The sequence below is a fragment of the Mycobacterium sp. SMC-13 genome (genome assembly GCF_045311035.1).
In the GTDB taxonomy this organism is placed as follows: Bacteria; Actinomycetota; Actinomycetes; order Mycobacteriales; family Mycobacteriaceae; genus Mycobacterium.
Window position 1 is genome coordinate 1 of the sequence record NZ_JBJIAI010000038.1, and the last position, 20,989, is coordinate 20,989.

The 20,989-nt window shown below is 64.5% G+C and carries 8 protein-coding genes; all 8 read right to left on the minus strand.

What is annotated here, in order from left to right; genetic code table 11:
* Nucleotides 1–15 precede the first annotated feature (15 nt).
* Nucleotides 16–1,569, minus strand: coding sequence for a hypothetical protein (locus ACJH6I_RS29590; RefSeq protein WP_406785065.1), 1,554 nt, complete (start codon nt 1,567–1,569; stop codon nt 16–18).
* 9 nt (nt 1,570–1,578) lie between these two features.
* Nucleotides 1,579–3,663 carry a DEAD/DEAH box helicase gene (locus ACJH6I_RS29595; protein WP_406785076.1) on the minus strand — a complete coding sequence of 695 codons (2,085 nt, stop codon included), beginning with the start codon at nt 3,661–3,663 and terminating at the stop codon, nt 1,579–1,581.
* On the minus strand, nt 3,663–4,943 hold the full coding sequence (gene brxD / locus ACJH6I_RS29600; RefSeq protein ID WP_406785066.1) for a BREX system ATP-binding protein BrxD: 1,281 nt from the start codon (nt 4,941–4,943) through the stop codon (nt 3,663–3,665). Before brxD ends, ACJH6I_RS29595 begins: the two co-directional genes overlap by 1 nt.
* Nucleotides 4,940–7,534 (minus strand): BREX-2 system phosphatase PglZ, encoded by a 2,595-nt coding sequence (gene pglZ / locus ACJH6I_RS29605; RefSeq protein ID WP_406785067.1) that lies wholly within the window; start codon nt 7,532–7,534, stop codon nt 4,940–4,942. The genes brxD and pglZ overlap by 4 nt, the downstream gene beginning before the upstream one ends.
* Complete coding sequence (locus ACJH6I_RS29610; protein WP_406785068.1) at nt 7,531–11,196, minus strand: DUF6079 family protein; 3,666 nt, start codon at nt 11,194–11,196, stop codon at nt 7,531–7,533. Before ACJH6I_RS29610 ends, pglZ begins: the two co-directional genes overlap by 4 nt.
* Nucleotides 11,193–14,735: a BREX-2 system adenine-specific DNA-methyltransferase PglX gene (gene pglX, locus ACJH6I_RS29615; RefSeq protein ID WP_406785069.1), complete on the minus strand. Its 3,543-nt coding sequence runs from the start codon at nt 14,733–14,735 to the stop codon at nt 11,193–11,195. The genes ACJH6I_RS29610 and pglX overlap by 4 nt, the downstream gene beginning before the upstream one ends.
* Complete coding sequence (gene pglW / locus ACJH6I_RS29620) at nt 14,732–18,952, minus strand: BREX system serine/threonine kinase PglW (protein ID WP_406785070.1); 4,221 nt, start codon at nt 18,950–18,952, stop codon at nt 14,732–14,734. Before pglW ends, pglX begins: the two co-directional genes overlap by 4 nt.
* A gap of 347 nt (nt 18,953–19,299) precedes the next feature.
* Nucleotides 19,300–20,562, minus strand: a complete 1,263-nt coding sequence (locus ACJH6I_RS29625; protein WP_406785071.1) for a hypothetical protein — start codon at nt 20,560–20,562, stop codon at nt 19,300–19,302.
* Nucleotides 20,563–20,989: the final 427 nt, after the last annotated feature.

The following is a 20,989-nucleotide window of genomic DNA, read 5'->3' on the forward strand; positions in this document are numbered from 1 at the left end:
ACCGTCAGACGGCGATCAACACACCGAAACGGAGGTCGCCTGAAACACCCCGATCCACAGGTATTGACAATTGCTCTCTTCGCGTGCGGTATCGCAGACGCGTTTGAACACCCCGTCGGTGAGGACAAGGTGCATGGTGCCGCTGTCAGTCTGCTGTGGCCGGAAACCTTCGATGAAGTCCTCGTAGGCATACGACGGATGGAAGGTCACCCGGGTCAGTCTCGCCGCCGTTGACGTATCCGGTGCAGTACTGAGCGCACGCTCGCGCGCGGCAAGGAGAGCCTCATCACTGAGCAGTGCGTTGGCGCCTTGGCTGCCGCCCTCCAGCAGCCACACCGCGGCCCGGCGGCCTATATAGGTCTTGCCGGTTCCCGGCGGTCCGTACAGCACGGCTTGACCGCGACGGCCGAGCGCCGATTCCAGGTCGAGGTAGATCGTGTCGGTCTCGACGGGTATCTCTGTCGTGCCGCCGCCGCCCAGCAGTCGGCGCAGCAGTGTGGCAGGCACTTTCGACACCGTCGTGGTGGCCCATGCCCGCACCGGCTCGATCGGAGCAGCCTTTGAGGTATCCCAGTCCACACCGACGGTGTGCTTGTACTGTTCGCGTTCGGGACGCCAGAGGTAGCCGGTGTCGTTGACTGTTCCGACTGCGAGGATCTCGGTGGTGCCCCGATTGGCGATGACGGTGTCGCCTGGCTGCAGCTCGGTCAAGGTCCACAGTTCATTGGCCTTGCGGCTGACCTGTCTCTCGACCCGGTTATACGGATAGTGTTCCCGGAACGCGTCTTTGAACGCATCCTTGTTCTCGTACTGTGCCAAGTCTCCGACCTCATCCCAGCCGACGCAGATGTACCCGTTCTTGCGACAGTCGTCCCAGAACGCGCCACGCTCCCCGGGCGCGATCTTGACGACGCGTTGCGATGGGCGCGGATTGTTCCAGTGGTAGAGGAAGATGCCGAGTTGATGGTTGGTGAGCTCGGCAAGCTCGGGCACGGCCCGCAACATATCGAGCAGCTGCCGGTTCGCCCGCACCACTGAAGAGGCCGGTGCTTCGCCGAGGGCGTGCAGATAGTGATCGATGTGCGCTTTGGAAAACACCGGAAGCAGCCCGTCCGGGTAGTACATGTAGAGCAACTTGGTGCGCAAAGCGGGAGCGCCGGTGAGTACCTTGATGTCGTCGGCGTCATCGAACTGGCCGTTGGCCCCGAGGTCCAGCATCTCGACGAAGCCCTCTCGGACCGCGGCCCACGCCCGGTCGACCGATTCGTATTCCTTGGGGAATCGCCACGATCCGTTTCGGGCAAGGAAGATGAGGTGCTTGTGGGCGGAGCCGCCCTTGATGCTGCCGACCGGTCCGGTCTTGTACTCCATCCACCACGAGACGGTGTCCTGAGCGCCCTGGCCCAGCGCGTACTCCTCCAGCGGCAACGCGGGCCATTTGGCGACGGGGAATCGCTGGATGAACTGGTGTTGAAGTTCGTCGGCCTCGGCAACCCGCCCGGCGACGGCGGCGCGATCCCACGAACTCAGCGCCTGAACGATGCCTCCCCGGGTGGTGCTGTCGATCATGTCGGCCTCCTACTTCACGATGATCCGAGTTTCGTTGGTAATCGCGCTGGCGCGTTCGATGTCGCCAAGACGGGTGCCCAGCGTGTGCTTCGCCAGGCTATCTGGTAGTGCCGACGAAAACTTCAGTCCCCGAAGCGCATTGGTGTCCACCAGTGGATCCCGCCATTCGATGTCAGCGAGCGCGGCGGAGAACTCGTGAACAGTCACGTCGGGAAGTAGCCGTATCGACTTCTCGTCGATGCGTTGCCGGGGATCGATTAGCCCCGGCAGCGACGCCTGCAGCGATCGGTTGGCCGCGGTACCGGCCCAGGTCCACCACCGGCCGGCGGAGTCACTCGGCAATCGAACGATCAGTCGGTCCGAGGCCACACAATCGCTGTAGGTGGCGCGAAGTTCGCCGAGCACCGTGGTTGCGCGACCAGTGAAGGTCACGCCTGCGGGTAGTGCGCCACAAAGCACCTCCCGTATACCGCGGGCGATGTCGAATGACAAGCCTGCACCAGAACCAGACCACTTGGCTTTGCCGCCCTCTTTCGCCGGGTCGACGAAGCACCGGCGCCGGTCCCAGTCAACGTGGGTGACTGTCCACGATCGGCCGGCCAGCAGGAGGACCCGTGGTCCCTCGCTCGGCTCGGTGAGTACATCGGTGCCGATCGTGCCGATCTCTACGCGTCCGGCTAGGACGATGAACTCCGGTGGTGCGGTGAACACCGCGGTCAGGTCGGAGAAATATCGACGGCCGAACCGTCGCTCAGCTTCCGGCCCGATGTGCAAGAACGGCCCATCCCGCTCGAAGAAGCCTTCGGCGATGAGGTAGTCCACGATTGCTGGTGCTGAATCGTCGAACACCGGCAGATCACCCCACCATGTCGACCATTCGCCGGCGCTCAAGCGATGCTCCTGCAGGCACACCGCCATCAACTGCTGCGCGGCGATGTGTCGCGGATGTGGTGGCGGCACAATGGGTTCCACCCAGCCATCGGACCACCGTTTGAGCATGCCGGCGGCCAGCAGCACCTGTTCGTCCTCGACGCACAGAAACAAACAGTTACGCACCGTCCCGGCCCGCCGCCCGGTGCGGCCGAGTCGTTGGAGGAATGACGCGACCGTCCGGGTCGAGCCGATCTGGATGACCCGATCCAAGTCGCCGACGTCGATCCCGAGCTCCAGCGTGGAAGTGGCGACGATGACGGTGTCTCGGGCCTCGCCAAACGCCTCCTCGGATCGCCGCCTTTCTGCCGCCGACAGCGAGGAATGCGACAGGTACGTTTCGATTCCGCGGCCACGGAGTGCAGCTCCGAGTTCCTCGGCCTGGCGGCGGCTGTCGACGAACACCAATCGCTTCTCGCCCTGATGCAGCGATGCAATTACGGTGGCGGCGTTGCTGATTGACGCCACGTAGTCGACGGTCAATTCCGGTGCGGCAGTGGCAGGGGGAGCGGCGGGCGCCGCGACGGAACTCGTACGGGACCGGAACCCTCCCTGCAGCCAGCTCAGCAGTTCATCGGGATTGCCGACAGTGGCCGACAACCCGATGCGTTGCAACTCCCGTCCCGCGATGCGTGACAAGCGTTCCAGCACCGCGAGCAGATGCCAGCCGCGATCGTCACCGGCGAACGCGTGGATCTCATCGACCACAACCGCTTGGAGTCCAGCGAACAGCATCCGCGGATCGACCTTGGTAGACACCAACATCGAATCGATCGACTCGGGTGTCGTCAGAAGGACGTCGGGCCGATCGACCAGGATGCGTTGGCGTTGACCTTGGCTCACGTCGCCATGCCACACAGCTGCCGATCGACCCAGCCAGCGACAGTAACCATCTATGCGAGGCTGCAGATTGTTCAACAGCGCCCGCAGCGGGCAGATGTAGAGCACCGAGACGCCTTGCCACTCTTCGGTGGCCATGCGTGACAGCACCGGGAACATCGCGGCCTCGGTCTTGCCGCCAGCGGTGGGGGCAAGGACCAGCGCATCGTGACCGGACACGATCGGTTCGACGGCTGCTGCTTGGGTGGGACGAAGTCCGTTCCACCGCAGCGTGTTTGCCACGTGGTATTGCACTCCGGCATGCAGCAGGTCGAACGGATCCATCACAGATCGAGTGGAATGTCGTCGGCGGTCAGTGCAGCGCGCTCGGCATCGGACAACTCGGCCGCACCGATCGACACCTCGTAATCCTTGTACGGGTCGAAGTCTGGGAACTGTTCGACCTTGTCCAGCACGTCGACCAGCTTGCGCAGGAACAGCCGCGGCGCGATACCGACCTTGCCGCCGAGTTGCCCTGCGACCGCGGCGGCGAACTGTGCCACAAACGCATCCGAAGCAACCGCGCCGACCCGTTCGGCGTCGGGCACACCGCTGACATACAGGTCGCGCACCCGACCACCGAGTTCTATCAGTCTGTCTTGGTCGAATCCGCTCAGTCGCAATTGCGGTGCCCGCGGATTGTCGAAGCGTGGGTCTTTGGCGAATTCGGTGTGCAACCGGTCGGCCAGCGGTGGGAGCAACGGAATACCTTGGCGCCCTTCAAAGAAGGCGGGCGTGCCGGTTATGAGCAGATACAAGCCGGGGAAGTGTCCGTCGTGTACCTCATCGATCAACTGCCGCAGCGCATTCAAGGCTTTGGCGCGGGCGTCGCTGCGGATGCGTTGCAGGGTCTCGACCTCGTCGAGTACCAGCAGCAGGCCGGGGTTCCCGGCGTCGGCGAGGATGGCCAGCAGCCCACGAAGGAAACCCAGAGCCAGATAGTGGTCCAGGTCGCCTTTGATGCCCGCGCTGCGTTTCACCGATGCGGCGATGTGCGGTTGCCCTCCGAGCCACGCGACCAGAGCATCGGCGCCATCGTGATCGCCCTCGGCGACGAACCGCCGATACGCGCGGATTGCCAAGGGAAACACCGGGGCCTGGGTCGCGACGTCAGCGAGTCGGCGTTCCAGTAGTGCATCGACTTCGATGTTCTGCTGTGCGGCGTCGTCTTCGATGGTGAACAGCCAGGCATCGAGGATCGGTCGCAGCGCGCTGGGCTGGATCGACGCGGTGCGCAGCGATTCAATGCATCGCCGGTACACGGTTTCGAGCTTGTGCAGGGGAGTGTCGATCTCGTTGATCTGCACCTCGGCGACGGCGAAGCCCTTCTTCATGGCTCGATCTCCGAGCCACCGCGCGAAAAAGGTTTTGCCAGAACCGTATTCGCCTCGGACCGCTTTGAACATGGCGCCGCCGGCCGCCACTACGTCGAGTTCGGCATCAAGTTCGGCCTCGAATCGGCCCAGACCGACGGCGAGTTGGTCCAGACCGTTGGAGGGCACCGTGCCACGACGGAGCGCGTCGAGGATTTCGCGGCGGCGCCGTGCCGAGACGGGAGACGTCACGGCTGCACCCCGAACTGTTCGGCCAACGCCGCGGCATCGACGCTGACCACGCCGCCGCCGACGCGCAGCACCTCGTAGCCTTCGACGTCGAGGATGAGCTTGGTCTGCATCAGCGCGCCCTTGACCCTCGCGGCGGCGACCCCGAGGACCGTGGCGGCCTGCTCGAAGGTGATCTCATGCGAACTCAGCAGGATGGTCAAGAGCGCCTTGATCTCCGCGGGTTTGACGACGACGCGGCCGGCCAGCTTGACCTGTGCGGCGAAGACCTTGCTGCGAATTACCTTGTCCGGCAGTGGGTTCTGAGTAGTTACGGGCTCATCGTCGAACAGGCTTGGTGCAGTGGACTTCTGGCGCACCACCACCGGCGTTGAAACCGGTCCCGGATACCACCACGACGGTTCGGCCCCGATGACCGGTGTCGCCCAGCCCTCGACCAAACCGGGGACGAAGGCCAGGACCGGCACGATGGCCTCGGCCGGGGTCGCGCCGCCGTGATAGCCGGCGTTGCGCGCGCCGTAGCGGATGGTTTCGTCGACCGCCAGCACCACGCGGTGATCGGCCGTGAGGACCCGCGGCCCCTCGACAATCAATTCACGCGCAGGGTCCATCGCCGCGAAATCACCGTGTGCGCGTTGGCCGTAGGTGTTGGCACGGTCGACCTTGGCGCTGGTGCCGTATTCGATGATGTGTCCGTGGTCGGAGGTGATCACCACCGCGCGCCCGGCGCTCTTGGCGGCGGCCAGCAGTGCTCGCAGATGCGTGATGGTGTTGACCGTCCAGTCGGTGCCGCCCGGGTCGGTGTGGTGCAGCGTGTCGTCGACATAGTTCAGCACGACGGCAACCAGAGGTTGGTGGTCGGTATCGGCGATAGCGTTATTGACATCGGTGGCCAGCGACGCGCCACTGGTACGGGCTTCCAGTGCCTTCTTGTGGAAGATCGGGTCGGTCACGCCGCCGGTGGCAGCCAGGCCGGCCTCGCGGATCAACGCCAAAAAGCCGGTTCGCTCAACGGTATCCGGGCCTTCATGCAATTCCCCGCACAGCAGCGAGCATCGGCTGCGCTGCGTCAGCGTCGGCAGTACCGCCAACGCTCCCGATCGATGCGTCCCGGCGCCCGTGGAGATCTCAGTCCAGCCGTCCTGCTGCAGGGCGACGACGAGTTCATTCGCGGCGGCCATCGACAACGCGTCGACCACCAACAGCAGCGTCGGAGCCTGGCGAGCGATGGGCACCACGGCGTCACGGACGACGTTTTCGATGACGGGCACCTTCGGGTGCGGGGCATCGGCCAGTGCGGTCGCGAATTGCCGATCAAACTCGGCGCGACATTCCACGGTGCGCTCGATCACCACGCGCAGAGCTGCTGCAGCAGTGGGGTTTTCCGAGCCACGCCGCGCCTTGACCAGTGCGGAGTCCACCCACGAATCGGAGCCGATATAACGCTGGAAGGTATCGCCCAACCCGGTGCCGGTCTCAGCCGATGTTCGCAGCCACCGCACCAGTCGCACCGCACCGTCGAAAGCGCTCACCGGCGACGAGGTCGCCGCCAGCAGATGCTTGTTGACCTCGACCCACAATCTTTCGACCTCGGCCAGTGCCGGTTCGGACGCACTCACTGCCGCGGCAAGCGCATTGATCCGGGCAGCCAACCCGTGCGGCAACAGGTCCGACGAGGCGGCGGCAGCGCCGATCCGCAGTTCGTCGACGATCGATGCCGCGGCCTGCAATACCGCCTGCTGCTGGTCAACAGCCAGCAACGACGTCACCAATCCGCGGGCGTGCGTGTACCAGTTCTGCAGATCGTCGGCGCTGAGTGCGCCCAGTCCGTATTGGCCGAGGAACATTCCGAGGGCGCGTTCGTCGGAGGCCTCGGGCTGGCAGAACAATCCGGCGACTACACCGAGCGGTACCAGATCGGCAATGCGGCCGGATTCCAACAGGATCCGCACCGGCTCGTTGAGCTTGCCGGACCGGTCCGCCAGCCAGCCGGTGACAGCCGACGCCAGCTCACCGTGGACGCGCAGGTCGGCCAGCTTGGCTGCGTTCGAGGAGCGGCTCCACTCCAGCACCGCGAAGGTATCGACCTCGACATCGCTGCCCTTGACCATGCCGAGCACGTCGCGGGCGACGGCGGTCATGGCGTGGTTGCGGGTCAGCACACCGCCCGGCGCGGGGGTGTAGGAGGTGACCACGCTCAGCAGCCCGTTGGCCAGGGCGCGGTCGTTGGTCGACCGGTAGAGTGCCGGCTCCACGGTGGTGGCAGAGAAGTTACTGCGCAACGCATCCCACGGGTCGGGGGTGAACAGTCGGCATTCGATCAGATGTGCCTGCACGGTGTCACCAAGATCGTCATCGTCGACATCGGTCAGCACCACGGTCCACTGATCGGGGCTACGTTCTTCGATGGCCTGCCAGATGGCCAGCACCGACGGGCATGGGACGACCGTGACGGGCTTGCCGTCGTGTTCGAAAACCTGGCCATCCCAACGGGGTTGGGCCCGCAATCCGAGTACGCCGTGCCGATGCTGCTTGTCGCTGGCCTTTTTCAATCGGGCCCGGATGATCGGTTCGGTGGCGATCAGCGCGCTCATTCCACCCACCAGTGCACGTGGATCTTCTTGCCCGGTTCAAGGGCGGAGGTCAGCTGTTCCTGCAGTCCGCCGAGATCGGCGGTGCTGTTGAGCACCACCTCCGCGCGAGGCTTCGGCGCTGGGCCAGGCGGCGGCTTCGGATTGTCGCGCACCACCCACGAGACCAGCTTGTTCATCCCGACGGCCAGCTCATCGCTGAGGGATTTACCGGGAACGGCGACGGCATTCTGTAGTTGCAACCAGATGCGGCTGGCGTTTTCGCCGTCCTCATCGTTGCGCGTGGTCGCGTCTTTGACTGGACGCAGCAGGTCCCACTTGAAGTCGCGCAGGGCCTGGGTGTCGGCGGCGGCGTCGGCCAGAATCTGCCCGGCCGTCTCCAACCCGACCGGCAGTGACACCGCCGCCATCGTCTTGATAGCGGCGACATTGCCCGAGGTTGCGGACAGTGTTTCGACGAATCCACGCAACGCCCGCACCGCGGTCAACCGGTCACCTTCGCCGGACACCGAATCCAGATGTCCATAGCCAGAATCGAGTTCCGCCACCAGGTTGGCCAGCGGCGCCAGACCGGATGTGGCCTTGGTGCGCACCTGGTCGGCGAACTCGGCGATATTGGCGCCGGTCAGATAGGTGCGGGGGATGGTGTAGCCGAACAACTTCGACGCATTGGAGCGGGCGGTAACCCACGCCTGCTGCTCTGGCAACTCCTCGGCGCGCAGTTCGATGTTGGGACGTAGGCCGCCCAACTTGGGTGCAATGACGGCACTGCCGGCCTCGAACCAGGCCCGCTTACGCAGTAGTGCCCAGGCACTGATCACCAGATCGCGCGACTCGGAACGCAAACCCCATGCCGGCGCTAGACCTTCGATGTGGGTCTGCAGCGCCCGGACGGTCACCGGCGCACCCGCAGAGGCAACCCGGTCCAGTTCCTGCGCCCAGAAGACGAACGTGGTCTCGGAAAATAGGTAGTGGTCTTCGGTGGCTTTGCCGACCTGCAGTGGTCCAGCGATGCGCCGCAACACCTTACGGTCGCCGGGATTGGTCAGTACCCGGCCTTCGGGTTGGGTGCTGGCCTGCTCGACATAGTCGCGGACCGTCTCGAAGTTACGGGTGGTGAGTTCTTCGCTCTCGGGCTCGAATACCGGATGGCTGGGGTAGGTCGCGCCGTACGCCTGGTCGACGATCTTGATGAATGCGTCTTCCAGGCTGGCCGCGGGCGGCATCTTCGGCTGGAAGTCGCGGCTCAGTGAGGTCAGCACCTCGAACTGCTGGGATTCGGCGGTGATGCGCTTGGGGTCGGCCGGTTCGACGCCGTAGGCCTGCTTGAGCAGGTTCTGGAAGCTGGTCATGGTGCCGCTGAACAGGTTTTCCAGAATGCCGCGGGCTTGGGCCTGTTCGGTGGCGCCCAGGTGGTTGGAGTTCTCGTTCCACCGGTCACCGCTCTTGTCGGTGAACAGCCAGTCCAGTTTGACCAGCAGGGCCAGGTCTTCTATCGCCGACTCGGAGAAGAAGTGCGGTAACCACACGATGGTCTGGCGGCCCGATCCGCTGGACAGCAGTCGGTCGATCCGGCTGATGTCGTCGGCGCTGGTGTAGCCGGCGTCGTCGAAGGGATAGTCGACCACGACGCGCCAGGTGCCGGGACGGTTGTCGAAGGCCAACTCGGTCAGCGAACCGGCATCCCGCACATTGCCGAACACCACGTCGACCTCGCGGCGCGAACCCCGCCAGATCAGGGTGCGGGTGGCCGCTCCACCCAGGTCGGCCTCGTTGGTGACGCCCAGGGCGTGGTGGATCAGCTTGCGGATCAGCACGCGGCGCTTACCCGAACTGTCTTCGGCGCGAATGCGATCCAGGATCGATTGGTAGTCGACCTCGGCGAGCTGGACCCGGATCACCGGGTTGGTGCCCTCGGTCAGGCTGATCTCGGGGACGTCCTTTTTCGCCCAGTCGCGGACCACGCCGAGTGCCACGCGTGCTTCGCCGCCGGCGATGCGGGCCTTGATCGAGCCGTGGTTCAGCGCCGCGAGCCGCGGCGCGGTGATGTCCCGTAGCGCGGGCACATTGGGTGCGATCGCCGAGAGCAACAGGGTCTTGGCGATGCGGTCCGGGCCCCGGAAACCGTTGGGCACCGAGGCGGGGTCGTCGGCGAGTTGCTCACGGGTAACGCCGTGGGCCTCCAGAAGTGAGGGCAGTAGCCGGTTTTCGTAGAGGTCACGGGCAGCTTTGAAGATGGTGCCGGCGTGTTTGTCGATCGGCTCGCTGCCCTCAACCAGATAGTCGAACGCGTCGCCGACGGGAATCAGGTCGTCGATGGTCAGGGTGTCCCGGCGGTCCACCAGCATGCGCTGCATGACCTTGAGCACGGTGCGTTCACGCTGCATCACCGAGGACAGGTTGCGCAGCGTCGAGACCAGAACGGGGGAGAACGGGTAGGTCAGTTTGAACTCGGCTTCCGACGCACCGCGGTGCTTGTCGTCGGTGTTGAGACTGTCGCGCAACACATCCCACACCTCGGGACGGCGGGTCATGTCCTTGAAGGCCTGATCGAGGATGGCGCGGGCGGCGTCATCTTTCGGGGTGAGCAGCCGGGCGTGGGCGACTTCGGCGAGGTTGTCGTCGCCCAATTCGATCTCGGCGAACCGGCCCTGCTGATATTGGAATGCACGGTCGAGGGCTTCCTGCTCGGCGCCCGAGGCGCCCGCGTCCGCGAACCATTTGCGCAAGTCCATCTGACGGGAGATGAATGACACCAACGGAATTGGCCGCTGGCGGCCCGAGGACTCGACGAGTTTGGTGATCTTCTGCGATTCGCGGGCGAAGAACTCCGCATCGCGGACCGAGAACGCCAGCCACAGCACCAGTTCGTCGAGGAACAGGACGACGCCGTCGTAGCCGAGGGCTTTGGCGTGCTCGGAGATGACCACCAGTCCGCGGTCCAGATCGATATAGTCGGCGGTCTCGGTGAAGGCGCTGTAGTAGCTGTTGACCAACGCCGAAACCAGTTCGCGCCGTTCGGGATCCTCCGGTCCGGCGGTTAACGCGGCCTGGTAACGCGGCAGGTCCCAGCCACCGCCCAGGATGGTGCCCCACCCGCCGGCGTTATCGCCGCTGCCACCGAGACCGGCCAGGAACTCGTCGTCACCCATGCGGGCGCGCAGGTTCTCGGCGTCGGTGAGCAGTTTGTCGGAGACGTGTACGGCCGGGAGCGGCGCCTCGGGATGTAGTCGGGTGATCTGCTCGACGTAGCCGCGCAGCACGGCCTGCTCCAGCGAGGTGGCGCCGAGCAGGTGGTAGGTGAGCCGCAGCAGCTTCTTGCCGGTGAGAGCGCCGTCGTAGTGGCCGGTGAGTTCGGTGAACTTCGGTGTCCGCACCGCGGGGTGATTGCCGAGCAGCGCGTACAGCACGGCCATGAAGTGGCTCTTCCCAGAGCCGAACGATCCGGTCAGGTAGGCAGCGCGAGAAGTATTGCGGTTCACCGCATCTGCCACCAGGTCGAGGGAGGCGATGAAGTTGTCGCGCAGCGAGTCGGTGAGGACGTACTGGTCGACGGTGGCCTGCACGTGTTGGTCGTCATCGGTGCTGTCGGTGAGGCGCAGCACGTAGTCGTCACTGCCGACGCGTTCGGGGATGTTGATGACATCGCGGAGGAGGGTGGTCATGAGTTTCTGGTCCTTCGGCCGCGGGCTGTCGGCGCGGGCCGCCAACTGGTCAGGTCGGTCACCGTCAGGTGCAATTCGTTGAGCCGGATGGAGAGTTCACCGTCGATGGTGTCGGCGACGGATTCGCCGTACTCGGGGTCGATCTCGTTGTGCCACTGACGAACCCAGGGTGCAAGTTCATGAACTCCGGCCAGCAGCGGCGTGAGATTGGTTGCGTCCCAGCCTTCGTCGATGCGCTGACTGACCAATGCGGCCAGGGCCAGAGCCTGCTCGGCGTGATCCCAACCGGCCCAGCCCAGCAACTCGGTCGCGTCGGTATCGCGGCCCGCGTTTGGGTAGGAGATGAACCGTTCTTTGGGCACGTCGAGCTTGCCACGTTGCGACCAGTACGACGGCTTGGCGAAGTCGGTGGGCTTGTACTTCGGGGGCACCGGAATTGCCTCGGCAAGCTTCTCGCCGGCGTCTTCGCGGCGCTGCAACGCCCAGGTATCCTCCCACGCCGCGCGCTTGTCCAGCCCGGTGGGCTTGTAGCGGTAGGCGGACAGGAACGGAACCGCTTCATCGGCAAGCAGTTTCGCCAGTGCCTTGCCGGTAGAGACGCTGGTGTCCCCGGCCCACAGTTGCAGGACGTGACGGAAATCCTCATTGCGGTCGAGGATGTCGGCCAGCTGGGCCACCGACTGCGGGGTCGGCCGGCCGTCGCGGTCGAACCACAGCGCCTTGTCTTCCACGCGGTCGAGCAGCCAACCGCGCAGCGCGGATTCGACCTGCTTGTCCCACGGCTCGGAAGCCCAGCGGCGCTTGTATTCCGGCTTTTCCAACAGCCGGACATTCGGGTTGGACTCGATGGCGTCGAGCCGGCGCTGCAACAACTTTCGGTAGTCGTCGGGCAGGTGATCGGGGATCTCCGTGATCGGAGTGGAGCCATGCCGCTCGAACCACGCGGTCTCCTCGCCGTCCTGCATGCCGCGGGCCAGTGCGATCTCGAAGGTTCGTTCGCCGAGTGCGATGCCGGGTACTTCACCCCGGTGGGTCAGGTCTTCATCGATCAGGCCGTAGATACGGTAGAAGTCCCAGTCGAGTTCTTCTTGCTGGGCAATCATCAAGCTGCGCAGTCGATCTGACTCGATGCGTGCAGATTCGAAGTTCGCTGCGGTTGGTCTCTCGCGGGTTACTAGTTCTGCAGGGGACTGGTGCTGCAGATCGAGGGCAAGGCCGTCGAGGCGCTTCGGGTATTCGGTAGGTGTGCTCGCCGGGAGGGGGAAGTCTTTGAGGGTGGTTCCAGTGAACTCGTAGGTTCGTGACCAAGGGTGTTCTGCGGCGCCGCCCTTTGGCTGACTGTTCTGCCTGAGCCAGAAGCATGCCACTGACGAATTCAGCACGCCCAACAGCCGCAGATGATCTTCCACCGACGCACCCTCGTGCAGCTTGATCACTGGTGCCGACTGCTTGAAAACCTTCCTGCCGCGGTCCAACACGAAGTGGTTGTGACTCGCGATGAAGGCGAACGCGATCGAGAGGGGAACTTTGTAGCGATTCTTGAAGAAGAACGAATACTCAAACCATTCGAGCCCGCGTTCTATTTGCGTCTGGCCAAGATTCGTTCGAACCACCAGGGTGCATCGGTATGGCCACAGCAGCATCGCGGCGCTTGCCGGTATTTTTGCGTCGAGGTTATTGGTGTCATAAGGCCATAGCGCAGCAGTCGTCGGCTGGACTTCCCAATCTCGAAGTGCCTCGCCCTCGACGACCGGGCGAATATAGTCCATTGGAATTCGGTGCCTGCTGAGAGCGCCCTGCCCAAGTAGGTATGCGGAGTCTTCAGCCGTTACTGCGCCAAAACCTGAATCAGAGATAGTCTCGCCTAGAGGCTCTGACTGCGAATTGATCAATCCCAACAGTTCAACTGCGCCGCCGCCGCTCAGGCTCCAGGGGTGGCTCCTTAGGCGGTGACGCGGCAGATCGGCGACACTGATGAACTGGTCTTCGTAGCCAGCCTCGCCGACGTGCTCTACGATCGTGGCCCAGTAGGGACCGAATCCGGTCTTTACCGCGTCGGCGGGAGTCTCCCTTACCCCCAAGCTGAGCACTGCACGCAGAGTCGGAGCGACTGGCGGTCGGCTGCGCCCGACGAGAATGGTGGTCGGAGTTCCATCCATATTGTGACCAGGAATCCATGCGCCCTCCGAGTCGATCACAAACTGCAGATCCACGGTTGGAAGGAACTCTTCAATCAGTTTGGAACCGAACTCGCGCTTCATGAATGAGTTCGAGGTGATCTGTCCGGCCCACCCTGCCGGTCGCGTGTGGCCAGGTCCGTAGGCAAGCCCGAAGATCAGTTCCATGAAAGGGACGCTGAGCGCGTACTTGCGGTGTGGCGTTGTGTAGAGCTCACGATAGGTCGTGTTTCGGGCGGCATCTTTCACTGTGATGTACGGCGGATTGGCAACCACCACATCGTGTTTCCGTCGCAGGATTGCGCGTAGCGCGTCAGGATCTTCGGTCGGATCGGCTTGAATACCAAGGCCGAGCATGTCGTCGTCGAGTACCAGCTTGGGCGCGCCCCACAACAGACTGTCTCCGGCAGCCAGGTGCGGTTGGTAGTGGATCTGTTTCTCGATAGAGGTATCCCCAGCGGCGTGCATCGCCGCGACCAACAATCGGAATCGAGCGATGGCAACGGCGAATGGGTTGATGTCCACGCCATACACCCCGTCGAGGGCCTTCTTGACCAACTCTCGTGCACCGAGCGCGGGTGCTTCGTTTTGCCACCGCTCATGCAGCCGCTTGAACGCTCCGAGCAGGAAATGCCCTGAGCCACAGGCAGGGTCGATGACCGTGAACCCCTCCAACGGCCGATCGGCCAGCGCCGGTTCCATGGTCTGGTCGAGGATGAACTCCTCGACGAACTCCGGGGTTTGCAGCAGCGCGTAGGTTTTCTTCGCGTACTCGGACAGGTCTTGGTACACATCGCCCAGGAAGCGAGTATCGATATTGTTGAACGAATAGACCGGCGCGCCGTCCGAGCTTTGCTGCCACCAGAATTCGAGCAGCGCCCGTGCGGCATCACCCGACGGCGACACCAGATGCAACGGCGCATGCGCATCGACCAATGCCTTGGTGGCGTCGAATTTGCCGAAGTGCTCGATGATCTGGCCGAGCCATTCGCGGTCGGTGTGCTCGGGATGCTGCTGGAAATAGTCGCGCCGGGCGTCGAGGGCCTGGGCACGTTGATCGGCGTCCGCCCCGCCGATCCAGCGAGGACTGACCAACGCGTGGTCTTCGCAGTAGCGCGCGAACACGGTCAGCAGCACCCAGCCGACGGCGGTCTGGGTGACCCGATCGTTGCGCCACTCCAACCACGTCCACGCGGTGCGCTTGGCGGCGAAAGCCGTGTCGTAGTCGTGCCTCCACGTGTCGAACACACCGGGTTGGCGTAGGTCATGATCGTCGCCGTCGACCCGGACTTTCAGGTCGGCTTCGAGTGCCAGTACCTGTCGGCGCAGCGCCGCCACCAAATCGTTTGCAGCCCATGTCACGACAACGCACCTCCATCAACACCGGCGGGCATGCCCCGCCACAACACGAATTGCCCACCGGGAGAACCAAGTTGGATCGGTTTGCGATCGACCAGGGCGCCCGTCTGCCCGCGCAATTGCGGCAGCACCACCCACACGGGCCGGCGCCGCGGGGCGGCCAGATCGCTGAGCTTGGCCAGCACGTCCAGATGCCCGTAGCGGGCCAGCGGTGAGACCTCGGTCAGAATCAGTGGCGCACTGTTGGTTTCACTGTCGAACACCGCGGCCTGCAGCTCGGCCCAAAGCTGCGGCACCACCCGGTCGATCACCGCCCGAAGGCCGCTGGCATCCAGCGGCGTCGCATCGGCCGCGTCGGCGCCGCGCACCAAATCCCAGGAAACGCCCTGCTGCTCGGCGAAGGAGCGCATCGCGGCGATCAGCCGACCGGTCACGTCGACCACCTGGCCGCCATGTCCCTCGGCCAGATGCTGGGCCACCCGCTCGTGCTCGCCCGGGCGATCGGGGGAGATCGGCACACCGATCGCGACAAAACCACACTCACCGAGCGAGCGGTTCAGTGTCGCTGCACCGGTCGCACCGTCCTCGTCGACCACGATCGACGGCCCGGTGGCCGTGGGCAACCCGGTCGGGGTGCGGGTGTGCATCGTGGTGGCGCTGTCGGGTTGGGTGTCGGGGAAGTGATACGTCTGAGTCTCGTTATCCCACTTGAGTTTCAGCGATGTTCGTGCCAGCAGCGCATCCAACTGAGGCCGCGGGGGCACCTTGTTCCCGGGGAACCGCGCCAAGACCCGGCTACGGATCTGCGAGGGCGCCAATGCTTCGGTTTGCGCCAGACCTGTCAGGGCGGTCTCCACCGCCACCGACGGCGACATGTTCACGTTGTGCAACTCGCCGCGGCCTGACACTGCGGCGTGCTTGGCGATCGCGGCCGCCAGTCGAATCAGCCGACTGTCGGACGGCAGCGGTGCGGTGGCGTGCTCGTCGGACACTGAATCGAACCCGGCCTGGAACGCCGATTGCAGTTCACGCGCGGCGGTGCTCGGCGCGATCACCGCGTCGAGGTTGACCGACACCAATTCGTTGGCGCGCTTGGCCGCGGCGTCGGCGGCGGCCAACAGCCGTTCGTCTTCGGCCAGCAGCGCCAACCGGCGATCGTGGCGGCGGCGCGCCAATTGCTTGTCGCCGTCGAGTTTTTCGTGTTCGGTAAGCCGGTCCAGTGCTGCGCGCAGCAGTCCGCCGGCGGCCCGCTCGGCCAGTTGGTGGGCTTGGGTGTCGCCCGCGCCGAGCGGAGCGTGGGGCAGGCGAGCGCGGATCTCCGCGGTGAGGGTCGTGACGGCGGCAACGCCGCCGTAGTCGGCGATCACCCGCCGGGCGATCTCGATGACCGCATCTAGAAGTTCGCGGGTGGCCGCGTTGGCACCCCAATCGGCCTGCAACTCGGCGATCAGCTGCGGACCACGCTGGGTGGCCTTGCCGAGGTGGTGTGCCAGCTCGGTGCTGCTGGCGAAGGCGTCCAGACCGGGTGTGATGCCGAGGATCAACTCGGCGGCGTCCTTGCGGGTCGAGGCCCGCTGCCCCGAGACCGCCGCGATCAGCAGCGAGATCGCATCGTCAAGACCCATGAGGGTGTTGGCGGGCGTCTGCTTCTGCTTGCCCAACCGCGCTGCCCAGGACCGGTAGCGGTCCTTGATCTCCTTGCTGGTGTCCTTGGCCTCGCGGGCCACCAGGCGGTTCAGTGCGGTCGAATCCAGTGCCAACAGCTCGCCGACCGTCGTGACCGCAACGGGGGCCAGCGCGGAGACCGCACGGATGCTCAGTCCAGCGGCGGTGAGTGGTGTTGTGGCATCGGCCTTCTCGGCCAGCGCATCGTCGGCCTCGGTGGGCCTGCCGATATCCGAGACATCGAATACCCGGCGCCAGGCCCGCAGCATGTCCTCGGCGGTGTCGGGGCGCTTGGTGGCGTCGCGCGATAGCGCACCGGCGAAGAAGTCGATTATGGCCGGGGCCAGGCTCGGCTCGAACAGCGCCGGGGTCAGCGTGATGTCGTCATCGACCGTCACCGGATTGGCATTGCGGTCCGGCCCGTACTGCGGCGTGCTGCCGGTCGACATCTCGAACAGCACCACTGCGGCGCCGTAGCGTTCGGCGGCCGAGTCGTACTGGGAGCGGTTTCCGGTACCCAGGAACGGGTCCAGGTATGGGGGAGTGCCCGCCTCGATGTTGCGCGGGTCGACCCCGACCATCGAGAAGTCGAACATCATCAGATGGCTGTCGGCACGCGGATTGGACTGATGCACACCGAGATTCGACGGCTTGATGTCGCGGTGCATGATGCCCTGGCGTTCCAGCGCGATCAGTGCCGTCAACAGATCAGTGCCCCACCGTTGTTGGACGTCGATGGATAACCGGTGCCGGTTGGACAGTTCCTCGGCCAGGGTGGTGCGCCCGGCATTCTGCAGGATCAGCGCGGTACGCGGCCCGACCTGCACCACGCCGTGCAGCGTGACGATCCGCTCGTCGTTGTCCAGGCGGGCCAGGATCTGCGCTTCGGCACGCAGTCGCTCGGCGGCCTCGGGGTCCTTGGCCACCTTCAGGACTCGATCTGCCTCGCCCGCATGATGATCGGTGACCAGGATGCCCACGGCCGTCGACCCGGCACCCAGACGGCGCTTGTAAAGGAAACGCCCGTCGAGTTCGGTTCCAGGGGTGGCTTCCAACGGGTCGGTGCCCGTGGACTTTTCCAGCAGATCGTCTTTGATCTCGGCGAGTTGGGCGACGAAGTCGGCGACGTCGGGGATGCGTTCGGCCGGGCTGGGGTGCGTCGCGTCGAGGACGAGTTTGCGCAGCGAGGTGCGGACCTGGGGCAGCTCGGCGGCCAGGTCCAGTCCGCGGTCGCGGCGCAGCCGATCGAGCAGTTCGCCGCGTTCGGTGGCCGGGGCGATGCCGCCGGTGAGGATGTAGAACGCCAGGGCACCCAGGCCGAACACGTCGATGCGAGCGGCATCGGTGGGGCGCTGGCCTTCCGGCGCGGCGAAGAGCTTCGCGGTGTCGCTGGGGGTGCCGGCCATGAGGCTCAGCGACCCCGACGAGAGCCGGCTGACCTCGGTGTCCGGGTTGGCGGGCAGCACGCCCGCGCTGTCCCAATCGGTGACCTGCGGCAGCAGGTGCTTGCCGCGTTCGCGGATCGCGATGGCGCGCGGGTTGAGCGTGCGGTGCACCACCCGATTGCGATGGGCGTAGTACACGATGTCGGCGATCTGGCCGATCAGGTCCAGCTGGTCGGTCAGCGTCAGGGTGTCCTTATGCTCGGCGAGCCAAAGATCAAGCGGGGTATCGGCTTTCGGCTGCCCAAAGACCAGGCCGATGCCCAGCTCGGGTTCGTTGACCAGATCCTTCGGTGCCTGCAGACCGTCATAGGTGAGCCGGGAGAGCAGGTTGTATTCGTGGGTGACGGCCTGCCTGTGCGCGTGCACGTCGGCCGATGTTGCGCCGGGCGCCGTGGTGTAGAACCGGATGCGGGCGTGGTCTTCGGTGTTGACGTGATGGAACGCCGGCCAGTCCTGCCAGCCGTCCCCGTCGCCCAGGGGTTGGTCGTCGATGATCCATGACCCGACCTCGCGCTGGCGGCGCGGCGTCAGGCCGATGGCCTTCATCAATCCGGCGATCAGTTGGCTGTTCTGCTCGGTGATCGGATCGCGGCGGGCCGGAGCCAGGAGGCGTTCGGAGATACCGGGCAGTCCGCTGGTCTTCTGGCGACCGTCGAGCCCGTAGAGGTTGATCCGCGAAGCGGGCGGCAGATCGCAGACGAACTGCTCGTGGTGCAGGAACACCAGCTCCTGTACGAACGGGATGCGGCTGGTCGCTTCCGGTCCGCCGCGTTGGCGGATCGCGTCCTTAAGCAATGAGGCGAAGTACTGCGCTTTGCGCCGGGCCAGCAGCAGGGGAGAGTCCTCGGCGCGGTGCCCGTCGCGCATCCACACGTGGTCGTTGCCGCGCAGGATGCCGCGGTAGTGCTTCAGCTCGACCAGATAGAGGGTGTCGCGGGCCAGGACCAGTAGATCGACCTCGTGCCAGCGGCCGCGGTTGTCGCGGAACTCGAAATTGGCCCAGGCGCGGAAGGGTGCGGCGTCGGGAAGGGCCTGCTTGACCGCAGCGAGGCCTTCCTTTTCGTGTACGAACTGCGAGTCGGCGATCGTGACCCAGCGGCCGTCCTTCACCGGTGAGTCACCTCCTTCTCTCAGCGTGTAGGGACAAAGCTAACGCGTCGGGCGCGAGCGTTGGTGGGGTGTTGCCATATTTGCGTATTGCCAGCTCTGCAGTGTGCGCGTGACCACCGACAAATTTGGGGTGCGTGGCGTCAATTTGGTACGGATGTCTAGATTCGGGTGGCCGATCGTGGTACGGAACGTTGCTATCCGTGGCGGGGTTTGCGCCGGCGGGTCTGATCGTGAGCTGACATACACCTGTCGCGTGTACGACGACGGACAGTCTTGCCTTTCGGTATCCGTCACCGGGCGAGAGATCTGTTGCTGAGGGTCGTCGATGTGGTCCCGCTATTCCGGTGCTACGAGGCAACTGCTGGAAACACAACTACAGACCCATCCCGCTCGCGAGCGATATCAATGACCATGTCGGCTTTGGGGTTTGGTTCGTGAACGCGGTCGCCCAACTCGCGCAGCCGATAAGCGGCTTTGAGCAGGTCGTCCACTTCGCCCTTGCTGAAGAGTGTGTTCGTGAAGCCTCCGGGTCGCTTCAGGTGCAGCTGGCCGAGCTTGCGTAGAACGCCGTGGATGCCTGCCTCAAGCTCGTCGACACGCTGTTGGTCGCCCTTCAATGACTGAATGAAGCGCTCGAACGGGTTCGTAGCGTTCTTCTGCCCTTGCTCGACCGCTTGTAGGATGATGACCCGCCGTTTGAGTGCGATGGCCAGGTCAGCGAGTTCCAGATGCGCACGAAACTCGCCACCGGTCTTGTCGATTCCTGCGAAAGTTTTTGTCAAATAAGATATTTCGGCAGTATTGGAATCGATCGCGTCAACGGCGCGTTGCCAGTTCTTGAGGCGCCGCTCGGCTGTCGCGATGGCGATGTCAATGGTGTGGTCAGCAGGTCCGATCCCAATTGCCTGCCCGATCTCACCCTTGTCGAGCACGATCGCCGTCGCTTTGTCTATGGCGGCGCGGCATCCGTTCAAGGCGTCGCGCTCTTCGTTCAGCTTGCCTTCGACCAAATGCTCCAGCAGTTCGGTAATGCGTTCGATCGCCTGCTGCCGTTGGTGCTCTGCATGTGCGCTGACTCCGACCGCGACCGCCATCAAAACCAGAGGCGCGGCAATAGTTAGCGCACTGGCACCCGCGACTGCCGCGCCGGCTCCGCCCACGGCTGGCACGAACGTTGCTTGGGCTGCAATACCTTTCGACCCAACAATTGCACCATGAATGCCGCCGGTGGCTGCCTTCGAGGGCATCGTCCGGGCCAGGCCTTTGCCCATCTGCGAGGCGACCTTCGCCGGCACGACCATTCGATACAGGGTTTCGCTCGTGGCCGCGGTCTTTGGTGCGGCTGTTGATGTCTGCGAGACCAGCTGGGAAAGGTGCTGAGCGAGCGGGCTGGTGCTGTGCAACGCCACCGCGCCCGTGCGATCGACGTTTTCGGGCATGGGGTGCTGTTCCAACGTCGCGATGGGCGTATCCGCTAGCAGCGTGAGCGCGCTTCGCAGCTCGGACAGTCGCTCCGGCGTCAACCCGCCGGCGCTCGGGATGTCTGGCAGCGCAGTCTCTTGCGTGGCTAGCATCCACAGCGGTACCGCCACGTCTTTGCCGTCGGTCATTGGTGTCCCCTCCCCGTGAAGGCACAGCCTAGGCGAACCTGCCGACAGGCTGTGAGCGAATCCGCGTCCGGGCGCAGTGGTCAGTCCGTACATGGCTGGATTCATCCCGACAGTCTGTTCAGCTGCGCCAGGTTGTCGGGGCCTTCTGTCATTCTGTGCGGCTCGCCGAAACCAGCGGGTTGAACAGGGACTTTGGAGGTTGCTCAGTGCAAATGTTGACGTCAGCTACTTCGGCGGGGGTGAACGACCTGAGTAGACGCACGGTGTCCGTAGTGACAAAGGATTGGTCACCGGCGCGTGGTCCGTTTTCAGCAAATTGACAGCGCCGATGGTTTGGGAGTAGTTACATACCTGGGGCGCTCCGACAACTTTGCTCTCCACAACGGTTGGGTGAGCAGAGGTCGACGGGCACATCTGCAATCAGTGA

Excerpts from the sequence above, each read along its gene's own strand:
- ACJH6I_RS29610 (WP_406785068.1), bottom strand. The coding sequence starts at position 11,196 with ATGACCACCCTCCTCCGCGATGTCATCAACATCCCCGAACGCGTCGGC.
- ACJH6I_RS29625 (WP_406785071.1), bottom strand. The coding sequence starts at position 20,562 with ATGACCGACGGCAAAGACGTGGCGGTACCGCTGTGGATGCTAGCCACG.
- ACJH6I_RS29595 (WP_406785076.1), bottom strand. The coding sequence starts at position 3,663 with ATGGATCCGTTCGACCTGCTGCATGCCGGAGTGCAATACCACGTGGCA.
- pglZ (WP_406785067.1), bottom strand. The coding sequence starts at position 7,534 with ATGAGCGCGCTGATCGCCACCGAACCGATCATCCGGGCCCGATTGAAA.
- ACJH6I_RS29590 (WP_406785065.1), bottom strand. The coding sequence starts at position 1,569 with ATGATCGACAGCACCACCCGGGGAGGCATCGTTCAGGCGCTGAGTTCG.